This window comes from Kitasatospora sp. MAA4 (assembly GCF_029893355.1).
GTDB lineage: Bacteria > Actinomycetota > Actinomycetes > Streptomycetales > Streptomycetaceae > Kitasatospora.
Genome location: NZ_JARZAI010000009.1, coordinates 107,743 through 130,546 on the forward strand (window position 1 = coordinate 107,743; position 22,804 = coordinate 130,546).

General features: G+C 70.9%; 26 protein-coding genes and 1 riboswitch. Of the genes, 15 read left to right on the top strand and 11 right to left on the bottom strand.

The genetic code is table 11. The features are described 5' to 3' along the window. Positions 1-35: 35 nt before the first annotated feature. Positions 36-812, bottom strand: coding sequence for an SDR family oxidoreductase (locus tag P3T37_RS14510; protein ID WP_280724015.1), 777 nt, complete (start codon positions 810-812; stop codon positions 36-38). Positions 813-1,651: 839 nt separating this feature from the next. Here P3T37_RS14510 and P3T37_RS14515 point away from each other — a divergent pair. Next, a complete protein-coding gene (locus P3T37_RS14515; RefSeq protein WP_280724016.1) occupies positions 1,652-1,999 on the top strand; it encodes a GNAT family N-acetyltransferase in 348 nt (115 codons plus the stop codon). Between the two features lie 74 nt (positions 2,000-2,073). On the opposite strand, the gene P3T37_RS14520 is transcribed toward P3T37_RS14515, so the two are convergent. After that, positions 2,074-2,433: a tetratricopeptide repeat protein gene (locus tag P3T37_RS14520; RefSeq protein ID WP_280724017.1), complete on the bottom strand. Its 360-nt coding sequence runs from the start codon at positions 2,431-2,433 to the stop codon at positions 2,074-2,076. Positions 2,434-2,486: 53 nt separating this feature from the next. On the opposite strand from P3T37_RS14520, the gene P3T37_RS14525 reads away from it, so the two are divergent. The 4 genes from P3T37_RS14525 to P3T37_RS14540 are packed head-to-tail and all read left to right on the top strand — an operon-like array spanning position 2,487 to position 5,074. After that, positions 2,487-3,071 (top strand): TetR/AcrR family transcriptional regulator, encoded by a 585-nt coding sequence (locus P3T37_RS14525; protein WP_280724018.1) that lies wholly within the window; start codon positions 2,487-2,489, stop codon positions 3,069-3,071. Between the two features lie 31 nt (positions 3,072-3,102). Continuing rightward, positions 3,103-3,699 (top strand): DUF4865 family protein, encoded by a 597-nt coding sequence (locus P3T37_RS14530; protein ID WP_280724019.1) that lies wholly within the window; start codon positions 3,103-3,105, stop codon positions 3,697-3,699. A gap of 44 nt (positions 3,700-3,743) precedes the next feature. Next, positions 3,744-4,142, top strand: a complete 399-nt coding sequence (locus tag P3T37_RS14535) for a carboxymuconolactone decarboxylase family protein (protein WP_280724020.1) — start codon at positions 3,744-3,746, stop codon at positions 4,140-4,142. A gap of 5 nt (positions 4,143-4,147) precedes the next feature. After that, positions 4,148-5,074 (top strand): phosphotriesterase, encoded by a 927-nt coding sequence (locus P3T37_RS14540; protein WP_280724164.1) that lies wholly within the window; start codon positions 4,148-4,150, stop codon positions 5,072-5,074. A 34-nt stretch (positions 5,075-5,108) separates the two neighbouring features. On the opposite strand, the gene P3T37_RS14545 is transcribed toward P3T37_RS14540, so the two are convergent. Continuing rightward, complete coding sequence (locus P3T37_RS14545) at positions 5,109-5,873, bottom strand: SDR family NAD(P)-dependent oxidoreductase (RefSeq protein WP_280724021.1); 765 nt, start codon at positions 5,871-5,873, stop codon at positions 5,109-5,111. A 132-nt stretch (positions 5,874-6,005) separates the two neighbouring features. On the opposite strand from P3T37_RS14545, the gene P3T37_RS14550 reads away from it, so the two are divergent. After that, positions 6,006-6,638, top strand: coding sequence for a TetR family transcriptional regulator (locus P3T37_RS14550; protein WP_280724022.1), 633 nt, complete (start codon positions 6,006-6,008; stop codon positions 6,636-6,638). Between the two features lie 18 nt (positions 6,639-6,656). Here P3T37_RS14550 and P3T37_RS14555 read toward each other — a convergent pair whose 3' ends face one another. Further along, positions 6,657-6,995: a MoaF N-terminal domain-containing protein gene (locus P3T37_RS14555; protein ID WP_280724023.1), complete on the bottom strand. Its 339-nt coding sequence runs from the start codon at positions 6,993-6,995 to the stop codon at positions 6,657-6,659. A 193-nt stretch (positions 6,996-7,188) separates the two neighbouring features. On the opposite strand from P3T37_RS14555, the gene P3T37_RS14560 reads away from it, so the two are divergent. The 4 genes from P3T37_RS14560 to P3T37_RS14575 all read left to right on the top strand — a co-directional run bounded on the left by P3T37_RS14560 (position 7,189) and on the right by P3T37_RS14575 (position 10,882). Beyond that, on the top strand, positions 7,189-7,383 hold the full coding sequence (locus tag P3T37_RS14560) for a DUF1059 domain-containing protein (protein WP_280724024.1): 195 nt from the start codon (positions 7,189-7,191) through the stop codon (positions 7,381-7,383). A 111-nt stretch (positions 7,384-7,494) separates the two neighbouring features. Beyond that, positions 7,495-8,589 carry a class I SAM-dependent methyltransferase gene (locus P3T37_RS14565; protein WP_280724166.1) on the top strand — a complete coding sequence of 365 codons (1,095 nt, stop codon included), beginning with the start codon at positions 7,495-7,497 and terminating at the stop codon, positions 8,587-8,589. 56 nt (positions 8,590-8,645) lie between these two features. Next, positions 8,646-9,383: a LuxR C-terminal-related transcriptional regulator gene (locus tag P3T37_RS14570; protein ID WP_280724025.1), complete on the top strand. Its 738-nt coding sequence runs from the start codon at positions 8,646-8,648 to the stop codon at positions 9,381-9,383. A gap of 137 nt (positions 9,384-9,520) precedes the next feature. Further along, positions 9,521-9,675: riboswitch (cyclic di-AMP (ydaO/yuaA leader) on the top strand. Positions 9,676-9,682: 7 nt separating this feature from the next. After that, complete coding sequence (locus P3T37_RS14575) at positions 9,683-10,882, top strand: glycoside hydrolase family 16 protein (protein WP_280724026.1); 1,200 nt, start codon at positions 9,683-9,685, stop codon at positions 10,880-10,882. Positions 10,883-10,937: 55 nt separating this feature from the next. Here the strand turns inward: P3T37_RS14575 and P3T37_RS14580 are convergent, their stop codons facing one another. After that, on the bottom strand, positions 10,938-11,732 hold the full coding sequence (locus P3T37_RS14580) for an IclR family transcriptional regulator (RefSeq protein WP_280724027.1): 795 nt from the start codon (positions 11,730-11,732) through the stop codon (positions 10,938-10,940). 187 nt (positions 11,733-11,919) lie between these two features. Here P3T37_RS14580 and aceB point away from each other — a divergent pair, with 187 nt between their 5' ends. The 3 genes from aceB (at position 11,920) to gcl (ending at position 16,079) form a co-directional block, all read left to right on the top strand. Further along, entirely contained in the window at positions 11,920-13,572 is a 1,653-nt protein-coding gene (gene aceB / locus P3T37_RS14585) for a malate synthase A (RefSeq protein ID WP_280724028.1), read from the top strand. Between the two features lie 83 nt (positions 13,573-13,655). Further along, positions 13,656-14,045: a gamma-glutamylcyclotransferase gene (locus P3T37_RS14590; protein WP_280724029.1), complete on the top strand. Its 390-nt coding sequence runs from the start codon at positions 13,656-13,658 to the stop codon at positions 14,043-14,045. Positions 14,046-14,291: 246 nt separating this feature from the next. Continuing rightward, positions 14,292-16,079: a glyoxylate carboligase gene (gene gcl, locus P3T37_RS14595; RefSeq protein WP_280724030.1), complete on the top strand. Its 1,788-nt coding sequence runs from the start codon at positions 14,292-14,294 to the stop codon at positions 16,077-16,079. Positions 16,080-16,282: 203 nt separating this feature from the next. Here gcl and P3T37_RS14600 read toward each other — a convergent pair whose 3' ends face one another. The 6 genes from P3T37_RS14600 to P3T37_RS14625 all read right to left on the bottom strand — a co-directional run bounded on the left by P3T37_RS14600 (position 16,283) and on the right by P3T37_RS14625 (position 20,496). Further along, positions 16,283-17,665, bottom strand: a complete 1,383-nt coding sequence (locus P3T37_RS14600; RefSeq protein WP_280724031.1) for an 8-oxoguanine deaminase — start codon at positions 17,663-17,665, stop codon at positions 16,283-16,285. A 178-nt stretch (positions 17,666-17,843) separates the two neighbouring features. Beyond that, positions 17,844-18,758, bottom strand: a complete 915-nt coding sequence (gene pucL, locus P3T37_RS14605; protein WP_280724032.1) for a factor-independent urate hydroxylase — start codon at positions 18,756-18,758, stop codon at positions 17,844-17,846. Between the two features lie 17 nt (positions 18,759-18,775). Continuing rightward, positions 18,776-19,111 carry a hydroxyisourate hydrolase gene (uraH, locus tag P3T37_RS14610; RefSeq protein WP_280724033.1) on the bottom strand — a complete coding sequence of 112 codons (336 nt, stop codon included), beginning with the start codon at positions 19,109-19,111 and terminating at the stop codon, positions 18,776-18,778. Positions 19,112-19,155: 44 nt separating this feature from the next. Beyond that, complete coding sequence (gene uraD / locus P3T37_RS14615; RefSeq protein WP_280724034.1) at positions 19,156-19,686, bottom strand: 2-oxo-4-hydroxy-4-carboxy-5-ureidoimidazoline decarboxylase; 531 nt, start codon at positions 19,684-19,686, stop codon at positions 19,156-19,158. Positions 19,687-19,861: 175 nt separating this feature from the next. Continuing rightward, positions 19,862-20,245 (bottom strand): helix-turn-helix domain-containing protein, encoded by a 384-nt coding sequence (locus tag P3T37_RS14620; RefSeq protein ID WP_280724035.1) that lies wholly within the window; start codon positions 20,243-20,245, stop codon positions 19,862-19,864. Continuing rightward, a complete protein-coding gene (locus P3T37_RS14625) occupies positions 20,245-20,496 on the bottom strand; it encodes a thiamine-binding protein (RefSeq protein ID WP_280724167.1) in 252 nt (83 codons plus the stop codon). The genes P3T37_RS14620 and P3T37_RS14625 overlap by 1 nt, the downstream gene beginning before the upstream one ends. Before the next feature lie 210 nt (positions 20,497-20,706). Between P3T37_RS14625 and P3T37_RS14630 the strand changes: the two genes are divergently transcribed. Together P3T37_RS14630 and P3T37_RS14635 are read left to right on the top strand one after the other, a co-directional pair. Then, positions 20,707-21,564 (top strand): TIM barrel protein, encoded by an 858-nt coding sequence (locus P3T37_RS14630; RefSeq protein WP_280724036.1) that lies wholly within the window; start codon positions 20,707-20,709, stop codon positions 21,562-21,564. Positions 21,565-21,618: 54 nt separating this feature from the next. Continuing rightward, complete coding sequence (locus tag P3T37_RS14635) at positions 21,619-22,515, top strand: 2-hydroxy-3-oxopropionate reductase (RefSeq protein ID WP_280724037.1); 897 nt, start codon at positions 21,619-21,621, stop codon at positions 22,513-22,515. Positions 22,516-22,804: the final 289 nt, after the last annotated feature.

The window sequence follows — 22,804 nt, forward strand, 5'->3', positions numbered from 1 at the left end:
ACTCCGCCTCCGAACTTCCAACACCAACCTGCCGGTTACGCGACCACCGCCCCGCCGTCGACCGGCAAGACTACCCCTGTGACGAACGAGGCCTGTGGCGAGGCGAGTTGGACGATCGCCCAGGCCACTTCAGCGGGGCTGCCGATCCGGCGCAGCGGTGTGTGCGCCACCTGCCAGTCCCGGACAGCCGCCAGCCGCTCGGGAGACAGGCCCTGATGCTCGCCGATCGGGGTGTCGACGGCGCCCGGTGCGACCGCCAGCACGCGGATTCCCCGCGGGGCCAGTTCCACCGCCCAACTGCGGGTCAGCAGCTCCAGCGCGGTCTTCGATGCCGCATAGACGGAGTTGCCCGGCCAGGCGCGCTGCCCGACCGACGTGCTGACGTTCACGATGACGCCACCCCCGCCGGCCTCCAGGGCGGGGAGCGCGGCCTGCGTCAACAACACGGGCGCGACCAGGTTCGTCGCCAACTGGGACTCGATCAGCTCCCGGGTGAACGTGCCCAGTGACGCGCTCTGGACGATCCCGGCATTGTGGACCAGCACGTCCAGCCGGCCGTGTGACTCCACGACGCCGGCGACGATCCTCTCCGCGGCCCCCGCCGCAGTGATGTCCGCAACCAGCGGGCTGATGGCCTCGGTGCCGGCGGCAGTCTCCCGCAGGAGCCGCTCCCGCCTCCCGACGGCCACCACCCGGTCGCCGTTCGCGGCGAACATGCGCGCCGTCGCCCGCCCGATCCCGGTGCCCGCCCCGGTGATGACGACCACGCGTGCTGCTGACACTGCCTGCGGTTCCTGCGACGAGATGTCCATACCCGTAGCCTCCGACCCTGCCGCCTACGTCAAGGTCAAGTCGCGGGCCGTGTCGGGCCGGACGAAGTCGCCGCCCGCCCGCGTGGTGGCGCGAGCGACTTGGATGCGGAGCCTTCGCACTGGCGGTGTTACGGCGTGAAGCGGGGGTCGCCAGCCTCGATGGCAGCCACCACCGTGGCCCACTCGTCGCGGCGGAAGGCGAGGTACGGCCTGGTCAGATCCTTGTCGTCGCCGAGCCAGATGTCCCCGTTCGGGAAGCGAGCGCTGAGGACACAACTGCCCTTGCCCTCAACGGAGAACGGGGACTTGCCCGCGCCTCAACCTGGTCGTCACCGAGCACGCCGCCGACGAGGAGGCCGCGATGGTCGCCATGGCCGAGGAGTGGGCTCTGTAGCACAACTCCTACGTCAACATGTCCCCGACGACGATCTACGGCGGTGCCGAGTCACTGCCCGCCCAGTCCGCCAGCGTGGTCGAGATCGAGATGGTCGACGACCTCAGTCCTTGTCGACGCGATCGCGCACGGTCCCGACCTCACGGTGATCCCGACGCTCACCCGACGCGGTCGGGGCACGGTCAGGCTGCACTACTACGGCACCGACGCCCCAGACCTTGCGGATTGGCAGGGCCAGGCGGCCAAGCTCCAGGCAGAGCACGGTGCCGGGACTTCCAGGGTTGTGTGGTTCCAGCCTGCGGGCACGACTCCGCCGACCGGGGTGGCGTGTACACGGGTCCAGCTCAAGATGTTCGGACCACGGGAGCCACTGCAGGCGGATGTACGAGACCTGCGATCTTTTCCGCAGTCCGTGGTAGCTACGTTTGCCGACTTCGCCCGCCCTATGGCCGCCGACGGCTTCGCATTCCTGTGGGAGCGGTTCGAGGCCGAGGCCCTGGACGGCCCGATTCTCGCTGTCGTCAACGGCGGCAGGGTGGTCGGCGCGATCGGCCCGATGGAGATCATGAAGGACCCGACTGGAGCTGCCCGGCTCCTCCCGCAGTATTTCGGTGTCCTGCCCGAGCAGCGCGGCCTCGGTCTTGGCCGACGGCTCTGGCGCGGAGCCATGCACTGGGGACAGGCAACCGGCGCCGCCTACCAGCTCCTGCAGACCGAACTCGACGGGGCGTCAGATCGCCTCTGCCGGTCGGAAGGACTCATTGGCCTGGGCTACGTCCTGGTCTCCTCCTAGCTGCTCCGCTTCGCCTGCTGAGCCGTGACAAGGGTGGCCGCCCGCCCGTGTGGCGGCGCGGGCGGCAGGTGGGGTCAGGCGTCCGTGGCCTCGCCGGTCATTGCGGCGGCGAGGCGGAGGTGGGGGCGGGCCTCGTCGGGGCGGCCCTGGCGCTGGAGGGTGCGGCCGAGCATCAGGTGGGCGTAGCTCTCGGCCGGGTCCTGCTCCAGGATGCGGTGCAGTTCGGTGGCGGCGCGGCCGAGTTGGGCGGAGTGGTAGTAGCTGCGGGCGAGCAGCAGCCGGGCGGAGAGGTTGCCGGGCTCCTCGTCGACCAGGGCGCGCAGGATGAGTGCGGCGCCCGAGTAGGCCCGGGAGTCGAAGAAGAGCTGGGCGCGGGCGTAGTCGGCGGCGGGGTCGAGGGGACTGGCGGGGGTGGAGGTTCGCACCGTGGTCATGCCGGGTTCAACGCTGGGTGAAGATTCAACTATTCCCTTCTGTACCTACTGGTATGTACAGTGAGGTCATGGCTACTCCGGAACGGCTCATCGAGAGCACCCAGGAGCTCCTCTGGGAGCGCGGTTACGTCGGCACCAGCCCCAAGGCGATCCAGCAGCGGGCGGGGGTGGGCCAGGGCAGCATGTACCACCACTTCAGCGGCAAGCCCGACCTCGCCGCCGCCGCGATGCGCCGCAGCGCGGAGCGGCTGCTGAATCTGGCGCAGGACCAGCTCGCCGGTCCCGGCACCGCCTACGAGCGGATCGCCGGGTACCTGCTGCGCCAGCGCGAGGTGCTGCGCGGCTGCCCGGTCGGGCGGATGGCGCAGGACCCGGACGTGATCGCGGATCCGGCGCTCCGGGCGCCCGTCCAGGAGACCTTCGAGCGGCTGGGCCGCCGGATCACCGAGGTGATCGAGGAGGGGCGCCAGCTCGGCGAGCTCCGGCCGGGGCCGGACGCGCAGGAGCTGGCCGCCATGGTGGTGGCCGTGGTGCAGGGCGGTTACGTGCTCGCCCGCGCCGCGGACTCGGAGGAGCCGTTCCACCGCGCGGTCGGCGGCGCACTCGCGCTGCTGGCCACCCAGGTGAACGACAAGTAGCGAGAAGCAGCGAGAAACAGGGGGAGAACCAGTGCAGGCGATGCAGTACGAGATCACCCTTCCCGCCGACTACGACATGCGGATCATCCGACGCCGGGTCGCCGAGCGGGGCCATCTGCTCGACGGGTTCGCGGGCCTCGGGTTGAAGGCGTACCTGATCCGCGAGCGCGGGGCGGCCGGCTCGCCGGTCAACCAGTACGGGTCGTTCTACCTCTGGAACTCGCCCGAGGGGATGAACGACTTCCTCTGGGGCCCGGGCTTTCAGGGGCTCAGCGACGACTTCGGCCGCCCGGCCGTGCGGCAGTGGCTGGGCCTGGCGTTCCAGGACGGCCCGTCCCGCGCCGCCGTCCCGCGCAGCGCCACCCGCAGCGTCGAGTCCGTCCCGCCGGGCGGCGCCCCGTCCGACGCCGTCGCCCGGGCGCTGGCGCGGCTGCCCCAGCAGACGGGCGTGCACAGCACGGCGCTGGCGGTGGACACCGAGCGCTGGGAGTTGGTGACCTTCACCCTCTGGGTGGACGACCCGGATGACCCGGACGACCCGGACGACCCCGACGGCGCCGACCGGTACGAGGTCCTGCACCTCAGCGCCCCGGAGGCGGACCGGCTGCCGCAGGGGCGGCACTGGTGACGCAGCACCCGACGAATCGACAGATCGACACCGTGGAGGGGACCATGACCACCGCACTCAGCACGGCCACGCTGGACCGCGAGGCCGGCTACCGACTACTCGACCTCCTGCAGGACCGGGAGACCCAGGACGCGGCGCTCCCCGGCCTGGAGGCGATCGCGCCGGGGTTCGCCGACTGGATGGTCACCAGCCTCTTCGGCGGCACCTACCAGCGCGAGGGCCTCGAGCTTCGCGACCGCCAGCTCGTCAACCTCGCCGTCCTCGCCACCCTCGGCGGCGTGGACCCGCAGCTCACCGGCCACATCCGCAGCAGCCTGCGGGTCGGCCTGACGGAGCAGCAGATCGTCGAGGTGTTCGTCCACCTCGCGCCGTACATCGGTACGCCGAAGGCACTGGCCGCGCTGCGCGTGGCGGCCGCCACCTTCGCCGGGCTGCACGCGTGACCGGCGTGACCCGCGCGGTCCGGACCGTTCTCGGCGACCTCGACCCCGCGGAGCTGGGCGTCTGCGACGCGCACGACCACCTCTTCCTCCGCAGCCCGCTGCTGCCCGGCCAGGAGCTGGACGATCCGCAGGCTGCCGCGGCCGAGCTGGCGGCGTACCGCGCGGCCGGCGGGCAGGCCGTGGTCCAGTGGACCCCGTACGGGATGGGGCGCCGCGCCGCCGAGCTGGTGGAGCTCTCGCGCCGCTCCGGCGTCCACCTGGTCGCCGCCACCGGCCTGCACCAGGCGGTGCACTACGACCGATCGGCGCTCGCCGAGCTCTACGACGGGCTGGCCGCGCTCTTCGTGGCGGAACTGACGACGGGCATCGGCGGCGGCAGCGGGCCCCGGGCCGGGATGATCAAGGTGGCCGGCGGCTACCACGGCCTGGACGACCACGCCCGCCGGGTGATGGCGGCCGCGGCCGAGGCGCACCACGCGACCGGCGCGCCGATCGGCGTCCACCACGAGCTGGGCACCGGCGCGCTCGACGTCCTGGAGCTGCTCTGCGGACGGCTCGGGGTGCCGCCGCAGCGCGTCGTGCTGGGGCATCTGAACCGCTTCCCGGACCTGCGGGTGCACCGGGAGGCCGCCGAGGCGGGGGCCTACCTGGCGTTCGACGGGCCGTCGCGGGCCAACCACGCCACCGACTGGCGGCTGCTGGACGGGATCGTCGCGCTCGTCGAGTCGGGCCACGGCGACCGGTTGCTGCTGGGCGGGGACACCACGACGGCCGCGGCGCGCTCCGCGACCGGCGGAGGTCCCGGGATGCCGTACCTGCTCGACGGGCTGCGCCCCAGGCTCGTCCGCGAGCTGGGCGCGGACCAGGCGGACCTGATCTTCCGGACCAACCCGGCCCGCGCCTTCGCGACGCAGTGGCGAGCCTGCGCCTGACGTCAGGACGTCCTGACGTCCCGACGTCAGGACGTCACATGTGGGTGCCGCCGTCGATCCGGATCTCGGTGCCGGTGATGAAGGCGCCGTCGTCGCTGGCCAGCATTGCGATCACGCCGGCCACCGTGTCGGGGCCGGCGAAGCCCTGACCGAGGGCCGGCGCGAGCTTGGCGAGCAGGCTGAAGTCGGTGTCGGCGGGCAGGCCCGGGTTGTTGGTCATCCCGCTGTCGATGCTGCCCGGGGCGACGCAGACCGCGCGCAGCCCCTGCTTGGAGTACTCCTGGGCGATCGCGTGGGTGAAGGACTGGATGCCGCCCTTGGTCGCGGCGTAGGCGGCCATGTAGGGGTGGGCGAAACTCGCCGACGTGGAGCTGAAGTTGACGACCACGCCCCGGCCGGTGGCCAGCAGGGCGGGCAGTGCCTCACGGGTCATCAGGAAGGTGCCGGTCAGGTTGACCTTCAGCAGGGTGTTCCAGAAGTCCAGGCTGGTCTCGTGGGTGTGCGAGGAGCGCAGGATGCCGGCCGCGTTGACCAGCGCGTCCAGGCCGCCGAGGCCGGCCACCGCGGCGGCCACGCCCGCGCGGACCGATTCCTCGTCGGAGATGTCCAGGCGGGCGGTGGTCAGCCGGTCGGCGGTGCCGTCGGCGGCGGCGCGTTCGGCGGTGGCCAGCAGGCCGGCCTCGTTGACGTCCACCGTGACGACTCGCCCGCCCTCGGCGAGGATCCGGTGGACGGTGGCCTGGCCGATGCCCGAGCCGCCGCCGGTGATGAGGACTCGACGACCGGTGAAGCGCTGCATGGGTGGTGCTCCGTTCTGGGGGAAGGGGGTGCTGTCACCGTACGCCTGAATGGCACAACGTGCCACTGCGGCGCTTCATGTCATCCGGGCCTCGAATGTCACCGTGGCAGCTTGGGGCGTAGCGTGGGGGTCATGAGCGAACTGCCGTCCCCAGCCACCGCCCGGCCCTCACTGACCGAGCGCCGCCGCAGCGAGACCCAGCTGGAGATCGCCGCGGCCGCCGCCGCGCTCTTCGCCGAGCACGGCGCGGAGGCCACCACGGCCGAGGACGTCGCCCGCAGCTCGGGCGTCGCGCTGCGCACCTTCTACCGCTACTTCCGCACCAAGGAGGAGGCCGTCGCCCCGCTGCTCGCGGCCGGTGGCCGGCGCTGGGTGGCACTGATCGCGGGGAGTCCGGACGACCTGCCGGTGCCGCAGGTGCTGGAGCGGGCCGCCGTCGAGGCGCTGACCCCGGCCGACGAGGAGATGACGCGGGGTCTGCTGGTCACCCGCGCTCTGCTGACCGATCCGGGGCTGCGGACCGTCTGGCAGGGCGTCCACCAGGACTCCGAGGACGAGCTGGTCCCGGTGCTGGCCGCCCGCTGCGGTCCGACCGCCGACCCGCTGGAGGTCCGGCTGGCCGCGGCCGCCGCCACCGCCGCGATCCGGGTGGCGCTGGAGAGTTGGGCGGCGACGGACGCGGGCACCACGGGGACCGGCTCGCCCGGGGAGCTGGCGGCGCGCTGCGTAAGGGAGTTGACGGCGGGACTGCGGCTCTGGTCCTGACGCTCCCTCCAGGAGGTGTCAGGCCACCTGCTCCAGCGTGCCGGTGTGCAGCTCGCCGACCCGGCCGCCCTCGCCCTCGTACGTCCAGAACACCCGGACCGTCAGCGCCGCCAGGTCCATCACATGGCTGACCGTCAGGCCGCTTTTCGGCTCCGTCCAGCTGACGAAGTAGATCTCCGGTGCGACCCGCGCGACGTGCAGCGCGACGTCCTCCCACTGACCGGCCGACTCGCCCAGGCCCTCCCAGCGCAGCCGCGTGCCGTCGGCCGAGTAGGCATTGCGGAAGGCCGCGCCGTTGTCGACCTGGAACAGGTACGTCCGGCCGGCGAAGCCCGGCAGGGGAGCGGTCTCGGTCATGCTGGGGGAGTCCTCGTTTCCGGGGCCGGGGACGGGAGGCGATCGCCCCCCGAGGCGTGCGTGCCCAAGCTATCGGACCGGGCCGACAGAGGGATAATGGTCGGGCGACACGCCCGTGCGTCGCATGCCGGTCGTCCGGCCAGCCGTTGGCCCGCCGGTCAGCGCGCCGCCGCGGGGCGTCGGGAGGTTGATCATGCGCAAGGTTGCAGACTGCCGTGAGTTCCCGAGCGAGACGAACTGCTCGCTGGCCATCTCCGGTGAGGAGGAGGAGGTCGTGCGGGCCGCCTCAGAGCACGCCGTCTCGGTGCACGGGCACACGGACTCCCCCGAGCTGCGGAGCCAGATCAGGTCCGGCCTCAAGGACGAGCTGATCCTCCAGCACACCTGAGGCACACACCGGCCGGGCGCCCCGCGCCGTACGGGATTCTCCGTATGGCGCGGGGCACCCGCCGCCTGCTGCACTGGGGTGAGACGGCAGGAGGAGGCGGTCGGGATGGCCATGGACGAGAAGACCGGGAGCACCGGGAGCGCCATGGGCACGGTGGATCAGGACAAGGTGATGGAGTTCCTGATGCGCGTGGTGACGGACGGCGGCGCGGCTGCCGCCGGACTCTGCACCTCGCTCGGTGACCGGTTGGGGCTGTACACCGCGATGGCCGGCTCGGGGACGATGACCTCGGCGCAGCTCGCGGAGCGGACGGGCCTGCACGAGCGCTACGTGCGCGAGTGGCTGGCGGCGCAGGTGGCCGGCGAGTACGTGATGTACGACGCCGATGCGGATGGCTACCTGCTGCCCGACGAGCACGCCGCCGTGCTGGCCGACCCGACCGCGCCGACCTACGCGGCCGGCTTCTTCACCATGATGCAGGCGCTCTACGGCACCGAGGACGTCCTGATGGAGGCGTTCCGCACGGGCAGCGGGGTCGGCTGGGAGGAGCACAGCAGCGCGCTCTTCGCCGGGACGGCCAAGTTCTTCCGCCCCGGCTACACCGGCGCGCTGGTTCCGGAGTGGATCCCCGCGATGAACGGCACCGAGGCCAAACTGCGCGCGGGCGCGGAGGTCGCCGACATCGGCTGCGGCTACGGCTGGTCGACGCTGCTGATGGCCGAGGCCTACCCGGCCTCGAAGTTCCACGGCTTCGACTTCCACCGGCCCTCGGTCGAGGCGGCTCGCCGCAACGCCGAGGAGAAGGGGATGGCCGACCGGGTCAGCTTCGAGGTCGCCACCGCGCAGGACTTCCCGGGCCAGGACTACGACCTGATCACCTTCTTCGACTGCCTGCACGACATGGGCGACCCGGGCAGCGCCCTGCAGCACGCCCGTGCGGCGCTCTCCGAGGACGGCAGCTGCATGATCGTGGAGCCCAACGTCTCGGCGGACGTCCGGGAGAACGCCAACCCGATCGGCCGCGCGGTGGTCTCCGCGTCGGTCGCCGTCTGCCTGCCCTCCGCGCTGGCCCAGCACGGGCCGCTCGCGATGGGCAACCACGCCGGCGAGGATGCCATGCGCATGATCGCCGACGACGCCGGACTGCACCACTGGAAGCTGGCCGCCGAGACCCCGGTGAACCGGGTGTACGCCGCCAGCAGGTAGAGCCGGAATGTCGGGTCCGGCTTGACCGGCCTCCCCGGACGGAGCACGCTTCTGGAGTGACTCCGTCCGGGGAGGCCGGTCTACGGCGGATCTTCGCCGTGATCGACCTGCTGCTCGACGCCGTCGACGAGGAGACGCTCCTCCCGGCGCTGTTCCCGGCACTGCTCCGGGCCGTCCCGGGGGACAGCCTCACCTGGTCGGTGCGTACGCCCGCCGGCCGGCACCCGATCACCACGCCGTCCGGGTTGTTCGGCCCCGAGGCGCTGGCCGGCTTCTTCCGCAACGCGCCCGCCGACGCGCTCTTCCGGCACACCAACACCGGCAGCGGCGTGCCGATGCGCCGCTCCGACCTGATGTCCCGCACCGAGTACCACCGGCTGGGCACCTACGCCGAGGCGCTGCGCGCGGCGGGCGCCGAACACCAGCTGGCCACCGCCTTCCCGGCGGGCTGGGCGCGCAGCGGGCGGCGCACCGTCTGCCTGGTGGTGAACCGGGAGGGCAGCGACTTCGCCGACGCCGACCTGGAGGCCGCGACGCTGCTGCGGGCCCGGCTGGGCCACGCGCTCGACCGGCTCGCCCCGCCGGTACGGCTGCCGGCGGGCCTCACGCCGCGCGAGAGCGCCGTGCTCGACCTGCTCGCGTGCGGCTTGACCGACCGCCAGATCGCCCGCCGGCTGGACGTCTCCGAGCGCACCGTGGACAAGCACCTGGAGCACGTCTACGCCAAGTTGCGGGTGCACAACCGGGTGGCGGCCGCCGGCCTCTGGCGCACGGCCGGTACCCGCCTCGTCTGAGGCCCACCGGCCGGTGTGAGCTTGGCGACAGCGCCTTGTCCGCGCGCGAACGGTCTGCCTACCCTTCCTGCGTCCGCCTCTGGCGGGCCCTGCCGCCGGGACGCCGAGTCCTGCCCACCCGCCGGCCGGCACCACGGCACCGTACGGGCAGGAGCGGGGGAACCAGGTCAGTCGCCGCGCACCCCTTGCGCTTGCAGAGGGCGCGGCTCGGGGTGAAGCCGTCCGTCCCACCGGCGGCAGGGCCGAGACCTCAGGCCCCAACCCGACAGCTCACCTCGCAGGCGTCGCAGAGGACCCCCATGAACTTTTCCGGTACTCCCGCACGCCTGGGCACGATAGCCGGGGTGGTCGGCCTGCTGGCCGTGCCCGTGGTCTCCCAGGCCCAGGCCTACGGTGCGCCCAGCGTCACCCAGGACCGCCTGACCCCCACCTCGGCCGTCGCCGGGGCCCCGACCACCGCGTCCCTGACGCTGCACTCCTCCTCCTGCTTCACCGCCCGCACGGTGGGCGTGGGAGTGCGCGACGCGGCCGGGAACAACCTCGACTTCCCCGGCTCGCGCTCCAACGCGCAGATCTGCCCCGGCGGCCTCTCGCTGACCACCGCCGCGCGCACGCTGCCGGCCGGGACGTACAACGAGTTCGGCTTCTGGCAGGACCTCGGTGGCGCCTGGCACAACCTGACCACGCAGACCCTCACCGTCGGCACGACGGCCCACGCCCCGGCGCCCCAGCCGGCCCCGACGCCGACCCCGGCCCCGGCGCCCACCCCCACCCCGGCGCCCGCGCCGACCCCCGTGGCGCCGACCTCGCCGGTCGCGGGCAAGAACCTGACCTGGTCGGACGAGTTCAACACCCCGCTGGCCCAGGACCCGCACTGGCAGTCCTCGACCACCACCGCGTACAAGTACGGCACCCACAACCCGGACGACAACAAGCTCGACTGGCTCACCCCGTCCGACGTCCAGGTGGCAGGCGGCGTGGCGACCTTCACGGCGCAGCCCGGCAGCCACACCCTGGAGAACGGCAAGCAGGCCTGGAACACCGGGCTGCTCACCACCGAGGGCACCGCCGAGGGCTTCAAGGTCAAGACCGGCGACTACGCCGAGGCCCGGGTCCAGCTGCCCACCGGCTCCGGCGCCTGGCCGGCCCTGTGGACCTGGCAGAACGGCGGCAACGAGGTCGATTCGTTCGAGTACCACCCGGACAACCCGAACCTGCTGGAGCTGACCAACCACGTCAACCCCGGGCAGGACTACTGGACCAACGCCTCGGCGGTGGCCCCCGGCCAGTGGGTGACCATCGGCACGTACTACGGCGCCAACTCGGTGGACTGGTACGTCAACGGGACCAAGGTCTACTCCGACAACACCGGCGTGGGCGCCAACTGGTCCGCCTACCTGATCCTCAACCTCTCGGTCGGCGCCGGCGAGTACCACCCGGGCCCGCAGGGCACCACCCCGATCACCTTCGCCGCGGACTACGTCCGCGTCTACCGCTAAACGCACTCCACGACGCCCCGGACCGCTCAGCGAGCGGGCCGGGGCGTCAGTGCGTTCACGGCGCCAGGACGTGGCCCAGGCGTTCGGCGATCTGGCGCATCACGGGGACGAGGGAGGCGCTGCCGGCCTGCTCCTCCAGGGCGCGGATGCGGGCCTCGGGGCCGGAGACGGAGAGGGCGGTGGGGGTCGGCGCGCCGGGGACGGCGACGGCGATGCAGCGCACGCCGATCTCCTGCTCCTGGTCGTCCACCACGTAGCCGGCCTCGCGGGCCGCCGCCAGCTGGGCGAAGAGCGCGGTGGGGTCGGTGACGGTGAAGGCGGTGTGGGCGGGCAGCGGCTGGGTACCGAGCACGGCCCGGGCCTCGTCCTCGGGGAGCTGGGCGAGCAGCGCCTTGCCGACGCCGGTGCAGTGCGGCTGCACCCGGCGGCCGACCTCGGTGAACATCCGCATCGAGCGCCGCGACTGGACCTGGCCGACGTAGACCACGTCGCCGCCCTCCAGGACGGCCAGGTTGGCGGTCTCGCCGGTGGCCTCCATCAGCTCGGCCAGGTAGGGGCGGGCCCAGCTGCCGAGCAGTCGGCCGGCCGTCTCGCCGAGCCGGATCAGCCGCGGGCCCAGGGTGTAGCGGCGAGCGGTGTCCTGGCGTACATAACCCTGCTGCGCCAGGGTACGAACAAGCCGGTGGATGGTGGGCATCGGCAGGCCCGAGGTGGTCGACAGCTCGCTGAGGGTGGCGATGCCGCCGGAGTCGGCCAGCGCCTCCAGGAGCTGGAAGGCGCGCTCGACGGACTGCACGCTTCCGGCACTGCGGTCGGAGCCTGTCGATGCTGCGGCAGGGGTGCTGGCCACCGGCGTTCCCTTTGCTCTCGGGGGAGGAGTAGGCTCCCAGCGATCTACCTCAACAAACCGTTGAAATTCTGTATCGCGGAAACTAGTCTCCACCTTACAGAATCGAACCCGCCAGTAGGCGGGTTCAGATCGAGGAAGTTCCCACCGGAGCTTCCTTAGGCTCAACCGTCCAAGGAGTGTCCTGCCCATGGCTGCAGACAATGGACCTGTCGGCGTCTCACCCGCCGCTCCGGTCGTCACTGTCGCCGGACCGCGCGTCCCCCGTGCGGAGGAGGTGCTCACTCCGGAGGCGGTCGCCTTCGTCGTGGGCCTGCACCGTACCTTCGAAGGCCGCCGGCAGGAACTCCTGACCCGACGAAAGTCCCGCCGAGCCGAGATCGCCGAAGCGGGCACGCTCGACTTCCTCCCCGAGACCGCGGCGATCCGCGCCGGGGACTGGAAGGTCGCCCCCGCGCCGCGCGCGCTGCAGGACCGCCGGGTCGAGATCACCGGCCCGACCGACCGCAAGATGGTCGTCAACGCCCTCAACTCGGGCGCCAAGATCTGGCTGGCCGACTTCGAGGACGCCACCTCGCCGACCTGGCAGGCCGTGGTCTCCGGTCAGATCAACCTGATCGACGCCTACGAGGGCCGGATCGACTTCACCTCCGAGCAGGGCAAGACCTACACCCTCAAGCCCGCCGCCGAACTGGCCACCGTGGTGGTCCGCCCGCGCGGCTGGCACCTGGACGAGAACCACCTGCTGGTGGACGGCGTGCCGGTGGCCGGCGCGTTCTTCGACTTCGGCCTCTACTTCTTCCACAACGCGAAGCGGCTGATCGCCAAGGGCGCCGAGGACCCCAACTCCGGGCCGTACTTCTACCTTCCGAAGACCGAGAGCCACCTCGAGGCGCGTCTCTGGAACGACGTCTTCACCTACGCCCAGGAGAAGCTCGGCATCGCGCACGGCACCATCCGGGCGACCGTGCTGATCGAGACGATCACCGCCTCCTTCGAGATGGACGAGATCCTCTTCGAGCTGCGCGACCACGCCGCGGGCCTCAACGCCGGCCGCTGGGACTACCTCTTCTCGATCGTCAAGAACTTCCGCGACGCCGGCGACCACTACATCCTGCCGGACCGCAACAGCGTGGGCATGACCTCGCCCTTCATGGCCGCCTACGCCCGCCTGCTGGTGCAGACCTGCCACAAGCGCGGCGCGCACGCGATCGGCGGCATGGCCGCCTTCATCCCCTCGCGCAAGGACCCCGAGGTCAACGCCGCCGCGCTGGAGAAGGTCAAGGCGGACAAGGACCGCGAGGCCGCGGGCGGCTTCGACGGCTCCTGGGTGGCCCACCCGGACCTGGTGCCGGTGGCCCGCGCCTCGTTCGACGCGGTGCTCGGCGAGCGGCCCAACCAGAAGGACAACCCGGGCTCCGCCGAGACGGTGAAGGGCAGTCAGTTGCTCGACATCGCCGGCTCCGGCGGCCAGTGCACCGAAGCCGGTCTGCAGAACGCGGTCGCTGTCGGCCTGCGCTACAGCGAGGCCTGGCTGCGCGGCCTGGGTGCGGTCGGCATCTTCAACATGATGGAGGACGCCGCCACCGCGGAGATCTCCCGCTCGCAGATCTGGCAGTGGATCCACAACAACGTGGTGCTCGCCGACAGCGGCGAGAAGGCCACCGCGGAGCTGGTCCGCCGTCTGGTCTCCGAGGAACTGGTCTCGCTCCGCGCGGAGTTGGGCGAGGACGCGTACGCGGCCGGCCGGTGGGCCGAGGCGCGCGAACTCTTCGAGCAGGTCTCGCTCGCCGAGGACTTCGTCGACTTCCTGACGCTGCCAGGCTACGCACTGCTCGGCTGAGCCGCTTACTGCCGTTTCGTACGGTCCGCCGGGACAACCTGTCCCCGGTGGACCGTGCGTTTTTCCCCCGAAGGGTTCCACCCATGGTCCGCATGTTCCTCAACGGCCAGGCGATGCGCGGCGGCGAGTTCCACGCGCTGCTCGGCGACGCCCCGCTGCTCGGCGTGGTCCGCACCGCCCCCGGACACCGCTTCTTCTCCATCCGAGACGTCTGCCCCGGCCTGCTGCCCGACCCGGCGGTCGACACCGCGATCGAGGGCGAGCTGTACGAGGTGAGCCTGGAGTTCCTGCGCGACGTCCTGCTGCCCGGCGAGCCGCCCGAGTTGGAGTTCGGCGTCATCGAGCTGGCCGACGGCAGCGCCTGCTTCTCCATGGTGCTCGCCCGCGGTGAGCTGGAGCGCGGCGTGCACAAGGAGATCACCGAGTTCGGTGGCTGGCGCGCCTACCTGGCGACGCTGGGCCGCACCTTCTAAGCCCTTCCGCTCCACCCCCTCAGAGAGCCACCGGCGATTTCGCCGGTGGCTCTCTGTCGTCTCTCCGTCGTCCAAGGCGGGCGACCAAATCGGGCATTTCTCCTGGTGGGATCACCAATGGCCAGAGCTTCAACGAGTTGTTGAAGATGGGTCAGCTGAACCCTTGACGCCTCACGGGGCTGAGTCGTACTTTTATTTCGCATACCAAAACCCAGATTCCGTATCGTGGAACCCAGGAGTAGCCCGATGCCTCGAATGACAGCCGCCCGCGCGGCAGTGGAGATCCTCAAGCGCGAGGGCGTTGACGTCGCATTCGGCGTGCCCGGTGCCGCGATCAACCCGTTCTACGCCGCGCTCAAGGCCTCCGGCGACATCCGCCACACGCTCGCCCGCCACGTCGAGGGCGCCTCCCACATGGCCGAGGGGTACACCCGGGCCAAGGCCGGCAACATCGGCGTCTGCATCGGCACCTCGGGCCCGGCCGGCACGGACATGATCACCGGCCTCTACTCGGCGATCGCCGACTCGATTCCGATCCTGTGCATCACGGGCCAGGCGCCGGTTGCGAGGCTGCACACCGAGGACTTCCAGGCCGTCGACATCGCCTCGATCGCCAAGCCGGTGACCAAGGCCGCCACGACCGTCCTGGAGGCCGCACAGGTCCCCGGCGTGTTCCAGCAGGCCTTCCACCTGATGCGCTCCGGCCGTCCGGGCCCGGTCCTGATCGACCTGCCGATCGACGTCCAGCTGACCGAGATCGAGTTCGACCCGGAGACGTACGAGCCGCTGGTGCCCTACAAGCCGGCTGCGACCCGCGCCCAGATCGAGAAGGCGATCGGCTTCCTGCTGGAGTCCGAGCGGCCGCTGATCGTCGCCGGTGGCGGCATCATCAACGCCGACGCCGCCGAGCTGCTGGTCGAGTTCGCCGAGCTGACCAACACGCCGGTCATCCCCACCCTGATGGGCTGGGGCATCATCGCGGACGACCACGAGCTGAGCGCCGGCATGGTCGGCGTGCAGACCTCGCACCGCTACGGGAACGCGAACTTCCTGGAGTCGGACTTCGTCCTGGGCATCGGCAACCGCTGGGCCAACCGCCACACCGGCTACAAGCTGGACGTCTACCGCGGCGAGCGCAAGTTCGTCCACGTCGACATCGAGCCCACCCAGATCGGCCGGATCTTCGCCCCCGACTTCGGCATCGCCTCCGACGCCAAGGTCGCGCTGGAGCTCTTCATCGAGGTGGCCAAGGAGCTCAAGGCCGCCGGCAAGCTGCCCGACCGCAGCGCGTGGGTCGCCTCCACCCAGGAGCGCAAGGCCACGCTGCAGCGCCGCACGCACTTCGACAACGTGCCGATGAAGCCGCAGCGCGTGTACGAGGAGATGAACAAGGCCTTCGGCCCGGAGACCCGCTACGTCACCACCATCGGCCTCTCCCAGATCGCCGGCGCGCAGATGCTGCACGTCTACAAGCCGCGGCACTGGATCAACTGCGGTCAGGCCGGCCCGCTCGGCTGGACCACCCCGGCCGCTCTCGGTGTCGCCACCGCCGACCGCGAGACCCCGGTGGTCGCGCTCTCCGGCGACTACGACTTCCAGTTCATGCTGGAGGAGCTGGCCGTCGGTGCGCAGCACAAGATCCCGTACGTCCACGTGCTGGTGAACAACGCCTACCTCGGCCTGATCCGTCAGGCGCAGATCGGCCTGGACATCAACTTCCAGGTCAACCTGGAGTTCGAGAACATCAACTCCCCGGAGCTGGGCGTCTACGGCGTGGACCACGTCAAGGTCGTCGAGGGCCTGGGCTGCAAGGCGATCCGGGTCACCGACCCGAACGAGCTCGGCGCCGCCTTCGAGCAGGCCAAGAAGCTCGCTGCCGAGTACCAGGTGCCGGTCGTCGTCGAGGCGATCCTGGAGCGGATCACCAACATCGCGATGAGCCGGACGGCTGACATCAGCGACGTCAGCGAGTTCGAGGAGCTGGCCACCGAGCCCGGCCACGCCCCCACCGCGATCAAGCCGCTGAAGGTCTGATCCGACCGACCGAAGGGCCCCGCAGACGCTCGCGTCTGCGGGGCCCTTCGCGTTGTTGGAGAGGGGAGGAGAACCACGGGCGGGCACGCCGCAGCCCCGGACCCTCGCCGTGGGTCCGGGGCTGCGGTCCGTCCGCCCCGGCTGGGGCGGACGGAGTCCGGGTCACGCACCGTCCCTGGGCGGCCCGGAGTTCAGGGGATGGGTCAGCCGCGGGCGGCCAGGTCGCGGGCCGCCTTGGCGCAGGCCAGAGCGATCTTGTCCTCGTTGACCGTGGTCAGGTTGCCCTTCTCCACCACGGCGTTGCCGTTGACGAAGAGCACCGACAGCGGCGGCAGGGCGCCCAGCGTGAGCGCGGCCACCGGGTCGGCGATCGAGGAGTGCATGATGCCGTCGATCTTCCACAGCGCCAGGTCGGCGAGCTTGCCGACCTCGATCGAGCCGATCTCGTTGTGCCGGCCGAGCACCCGGGCGCCGCCCATGGTGCCCAGGCGCAGCGAGCTGCGGGCGGTGAGCGCCTTCGGGCTGCCGTGCAGGCGGTTGATCAGCAGCGCGTTGCGCAGCTCGGTGCCGAGCTCACCCGACTCGTTGGAGGCGGTGCCGTCCACGCCCAGGCCCACCGGCACGCCGGCCTTGAGCATGTCCGGGACGCGGGCGATGCCGGCCGCGAGGCGGGCGTTGGAGGACGGGCAGTGCGCGACACCGGTGCCGGTCTCGGCGAACTTGGCGATGTCCGAGTCGTTCATGTGGACGCAGTGCGCCATCCAGACGTCCTCGCCCAGCCAGCCGGTGGACTCGAAGTAGTCCGTCGGGCCCATCCCGAACAGCTCCTTGCAGAACTGCTCCTCCTCGGCCGTCTCCGAGCCGTGGGTGTGCAGCCGGACGCCCTTGCGGCGGGCCAGCACGGCGGCCTCGCGCATGAGTTCGGTGGAGACCGAGAACGGCGAGCAGGGCGCGATGGCGATCTGCAACATCGAGTCGAAGGAGGCGTCGTGGTAGCGGTCCACGGCGGCCTCGGAGGCGATCAGGATGTCCTCGGTCTTCTCGACCGCGTGGTCCGGCGGCAGGCCGCCGTCCTTCTTGCTGCGGTCCATCGAGCCGCGCAGCGCGGTGAAGCGCATGCCCAGTTCCTGGACGGCCTCGATCTCCGCGCCCAGGATGTCGCCGCCGTCCTTGGGGAAGACGTAGTGGTGGTCGCTCGCGGTGGTGCAGCCGGACTTGAGCAGCGCGGCGGCCGAACCCTGCGCGGCGGCGTGCACGAGCTTGTCGTCGATCCGCGACCAGGTCGGGTAGAGCGCGACCAGCCAGTCGAAGAGGATGTTGTCCTGGGCCAGGCCCCGGGTGATCCACTGGTAGAAGTGGTGATGGGTGTTGACCAGGCCCGGCGTGATCAGGTGGCCCTCGCCGTTGATCCGGCGCACCACGTTGTCCAGCCACTGCGGGGCGGGGCCGTCGCCGACCGACTCGATCTTGTTGCCGAGGATCACGACGTGGCCCCGGGCGTACTCGGTGTCGTTGGCGTCGACGGTGGCGATGGCGACGTTCTCGATCACGATCCGCTGGTCGGCGGGCGGAGGCTGGACGGCCATGGTGTCTCTCCTAGGGAGCGGTGGGGGAGGAGCGACCGCCGTCGGAGCTATCGGGGTCCCGAGGGCGGGACGGCGGTACGAGAATCCCTCGGGATGCGACGACGCTCCGTACCGTCCGGGCCGCGGGGAGGCGGTTGCGGGGGCGGTACGGAGCGAACCGCGTCGGTCAGGCGACCGGTCAGGCGACCGGGATGACCGGGACGACGCCCTCGCGGTGCACGGTGCCCTCGATCAGGCCGTACATCCGGTCGGCGGCGTAGTACACCTCGTTGTCGTTCTTGAGGCCGAAGGGCTCCAGGTCGACGAGGAAGTGGTGCTTGTTGGGCAGCTCCAGGCGGACCTCGTCCACCTCGGCGCGGTTGTTCAGCACCCGGGTGCCCATCGCGTGCAGCGTCTGCTGCAGCGAGTAGGAGTAGGTCTCCGCGAACGCCTCCAGCATGTGGCGGCGCACGTGCGCGTAGGAGCGGTTCCAGTTCGGCTGGGCCTCGTCGTCCACGCCCGTGAAGGAGTACTTCCAGCGGGCCGTCACCTGGGTGGCCAGGATGCGGTCGTACGCCTCCTTCAGGGTGGTGTACTTGTCCTTGATGTAGCCCCAGAACTCGGAGTTCGTGGTGTTCATCACGACCAGGTCCTTCAGCCCGGAGATGACCTGGACGGTGGTGCCGTCGTAGGTGATCTCGCAGGTGCGGACCTCAGCGCCGTTGCGCGAGAAGGAGTGGCCGACCTCCTCCGAGCCGATGAAGCGCGAGGAGTTGTCCGGGGTCTTGATCCGGTCCCAGGTGTACTCCTCGATCCGGATCCGGGCGCGGTGGATCGGCTCGTTGTTGTCCACGAAGTGCTTCGCCAGCGTGATGCCGAAAGCCTCCGCCGACTCGATGCCGTACTCCTTCGCGAACGCGAAGACGGTGTTCTTGGTGGTGTCGGTGGGCAGGCAGTTGGCGTTCGACCCGGTGAGGTGGACGTCGTCGAGGTCGCCGGAGAGGGCGACCGAGACGTTCAGGTCCTTGATCTCGTGACGGGTGCTGTCACGGTAGACCCGGACGATCCGGTTCTCTGCCTTGCCGTACTGGTTCTGACCGAGCACGTGGGCCATGGCGTGGCTCCTAGGTTCTAGCTTCCGCGGTAGACGGAGTATCCGAAGGGGTTCAGCAGCAGCGGCACGTGGTAGTGCTGCTGCGCGGGCGCGACCGTGAAGACGATCGAGACCTCGGGGAAGAACGGCGCCTGCTCGGAACGGCCGGCGTAGTAGGCGGCGGTGTCGAACAGGAGCCGGACGACCGAGCCCGCCTCCACGGCCGGCAGGTCCTTGGCCCGGCCGTCGGAGTCCGTGGCGGAGGTGCCGAGCACCTTCCAGCCACCCTCGGTGTTCAGTGCGAGCTCGACCGGGACACCCTCGGCCGGGCGGCCGAGGCTGGTGTCGAGCACGTGCGTGGAGATGCCAGTCATGGCTTAAGTGACCTTACTGGTAGCAGGACTGACAATGTGTCAGATCAGCTGGTGGTCTCGTCCAACAGGCGGTTGAGACGGATGTCGTTGATCTTGCGGAGCTCGCCGCGGACGATCTCGGCCTCGGTGGCCGCGTCGTTGGGGAACCGCTCGCGCAGCGCGTCCAGCATGGTGGCCGCGGTGCGCCCGGTGGCGCAGATCAGGAAGACGTGGCCGAACTTCGCCTCGTAGGCGGCGTTGGCCTCGTGCAGTTCATCGAGGAGCGCGGAGTCCACTCCGTGGATGCCGGCCTGCTCGCGCTCGGAGGTGGCGTCGCCCGGCTTGGGCTTGCCGATCCGGGCGTGGCCGGCCATGGCGTCGCCGAGGTCGGTGACCGAGAGTCCCGCCATGGCCGTCAGGTTGGCCGTGAGCAGGGCGTGGCGGTCGGACCAGGGCCGGGCGGCCGCGACGGCGGCGGCCCAGGCGGGGCTGGAGCAGACCTCCAAGAGGTGCTTCTCCAGCTCGGCGGCCGGAGCCGCCGCCAGCGCCTGGAGGGCGTTGGCTGCGTCGGACGACGCGTGGGGGTGGTTGGTCACGGGTGGACCTCCTGAAGAGTGGTGCCACCCGCAAAAGCTAGATCCACCACCCCCGGCCGTCAACACTTTGTTGAAGCCTTGGTGGTTACGTTTCGAACCACCGGGTGTCACCGGGCGGTTTCGTGTGTGATCCGCCAAGTGTGCCGGGGTGCGGCCGTCGGTGAGACTGGCCTGGTCAGTCGGCCTTCGGGCCGTCGACCTGTCGGTTCAGGTAGTTGTACACCGTGAACCGGCTGACGCCCAGCGCGGACGCCACGGTCTCAACCCCGTGTCGGACGGTGAAGGCGCCGCGTTCCTCCAACAGGGCGACGACGCGCTGCTTCTCGAGCCGATCGAGCTCGGTGAGCGGGCGGCCGTCGAACTGGCGGGTCATCTCGGCGAGCAGTCGGTCGAGGGCGTTGCTGAGGTGCGGGAGGCGGACGGCCACGGCCGGAACGCCCTCCCACTCCAGGATGACGTCGTCGGGCTTGGCCTCGTCCATTGCGAGGGCCGTCGCACCGACGGCGTCGAGCAGCGGCTTTATCGCCGCGGTGAGCGGGTGTTCCAAGGCGTCGGTCATCAGGTACCCACTCCTTCCGGGGCATCGGGGACCACGCTGACCTGGAAGGAGATCCGGCTCGCGCCGGCTTCCAGGCTCTCGCGCAGCAGTCGGTCCACTGCGGTCAGGACCTGGTCGGCGGCGCCCTCGGCGCTGGTGCCGAACGGGCCGACCGAGACGGCCAGGCCCGCTTCGTCCACCGCTCGGCGGGCCGCGACCGCATGGTCCGGGAAGTTGACCAGTTCGAACGGTTCTGTCGTGAACTCCACCATCAATCGCACCCGCTCACTGTAGCGAGCGGCTGGTGGGACGGGAGTGGCTGGTCGATCAAACAGTCGACCGGCCACCCGGGGCAATGGTTTCGGCCTCTTCAACAAATTGTTGCGGCGGTCTTGACACCTCATCGAGTCCCCGGCCATGCTTCCACCAAGCAGAATCCCTCTTCCGCATCATGGAAGTTGAGGATGTCGGAAGAGTGAAAGGTGATTGACGTGACTGCCGCTTCCCAGCACGCGTCCTTGAACGGCCGCGTCACGGTCAACCTGTCGATCCTGTTCAGTGAGCTTCCGCTCCTGGAGCGTCCCGCCGCCGCCGCGGCCGCCGGCTTCACCGCCGCCGAGCTGTGGTGGCCCTTCGGCGCGGACCACACCCCCTCCGAGGCCGAGCTGGACGCGCTCCGCAAGGCCTTCACCGACGCCGGAGTGCAGCTCACCGGCCTCAACTTCCTGGACGACCTGACCAAGGGCGCCAAGGGCGTCCTGTCGGTGCCCGCCGAGACCGAGCGCTTCCGGGAGAACATCCCGGTGGCCGTCGCGCTCGCCGGGTCGCTCGGCACCAAGGCGCTCAACGCGCTCTACGGCAACCGCGTCGAGGGCGTCGACCCGGCCGAGCAGGACGCGCTCGCGCTGGAGAACCTCGTGCTGGCCGCCCGGGCCGCGCACGAGATCGGCGCGGTCCTGCTGATCGAGGCGCTCAACAAGGTCGACGCGCCGGACTACCCGCTGCACACCGCGAAGGCCGCCGTCGAGATCGTCGACAAGGTCAACGCCGCCACCGGGCTCGGCAACGCCACCTTCCTCTGCGACCTCTACCACCTGGCGGTGAACGGCGAGGACCTGACCGCCGTGATCGCCGACCAGGTCGCCAAGACCGGTCACGTGCAGATCGCCGACTTCCCCGGCCGCAACGAGCCCGGCACCGGCGAGCTGGACTACGACGACCTCTTCGCCCGGCTCGACGCGGCCGGTTACGCAGGCCGCATCGGCCTGGAGTACCGCCCGTCGACCGGCGTCAGCGCCGACAGCTTCGAGTGGCTCCCGCGCGAGAACCGCGCCGGCTGACCCTCAGCTCTTCGTCACCCCTCCTCCCCGCCCCGCTACGAAGGGAACAGCGCTGTGAGCGCCACCCCCCGCACCATCGCATTCATCGGCCTCGGCATCATGGGCAGCCCGATGGCCGCCAACCTGGTCAAGGCCGGCCACACCGTCACCGGCTTCAACCTGGAGCAGTCCGCCATCGACGCCCTGGTGGCGGCCGGCGGCAAGGGTGCGACCAGCATCGCCGACGCGGTCGCCGGCGCCGACGTGATCATCACCATGGTCCCGGCCGACCCGCACGTCGAGCAGGTCATCCTCGGCGAGGGCGGTGTCCTGGAGAACGCCAAGGCCGGCTCGCTCGTGATCGACATGAGCAGCATCACCCCGCAGACCTCGATCAAGGTCGCCGCCGCCGCCGCAGAGAAGGGCATCCGCACCCTGGACGCCCCGGTCTCCGGTGGCGAGGCCGGCGCGATCGAGGCCGTCCTGTCCATCATGGTCGGTGGCGAGGCGGCGGACTTCGCCGAGGCCAAGCCGCTCTTCGACGCGCTGGGCACCACGGTCATCCACGTCGGCCCGGCCGGCGCCGGCCAGACCGTGAAGGCCGCCAACCAGCTCATCGTGGCCGTGAACATCCAGGTCGTGGCCGAGGCCGTGGTCTTCCTGGAGAACGCGGGCGTCGACCTGGGTGCTGCGCTGGACGTCCTCGCGGGCGGCCTGGCCGGCTCCACCGTGCTGAACCGCAAGAAGGCCAACATGGTCAACCGCGAGTTCGCCCCGGGCTTCCGGATCGACCTGCACCACAAGGACATGGGCATCGTCACGGCCGCCGCGCGCGCCGTCGAGGCCCCGCTGCCGGTCGGCTCGCTCGTCGCCCAGCTGGTCGCCTCGGCCCGCGCCAACGGTGACGGCTCGCTGGACCACTCGGCCCTGCTGCGCGGCGTCGAGCGCCTCGCGGGCCGCACGGTCAAGTAACCCGCTAAGGGTTTACCTCTCTGAACTCCTCCTGGTGGCGTGTACCTGTCCGGTCGTGCCCGCGTCACCAGGAGGGCCTTATCGGTCAGCGGGGCGGTGGTGCTCATCCTTGCCCCGCTGACCGTGCCAACCGGCGGCGTCGCGCACTTCGGTCGTGCAGGCGCCGCCCGGCCCCCTCCCTCGCCGAGGGGAGCCTCCCGTACGTCGGAAGCGGGACGGGAGGAACGGCGGGGAGGGGGTCGCACCCCGATCATTGAGAGCACGTCACCCAGCGCCACTCGGAAGTGAG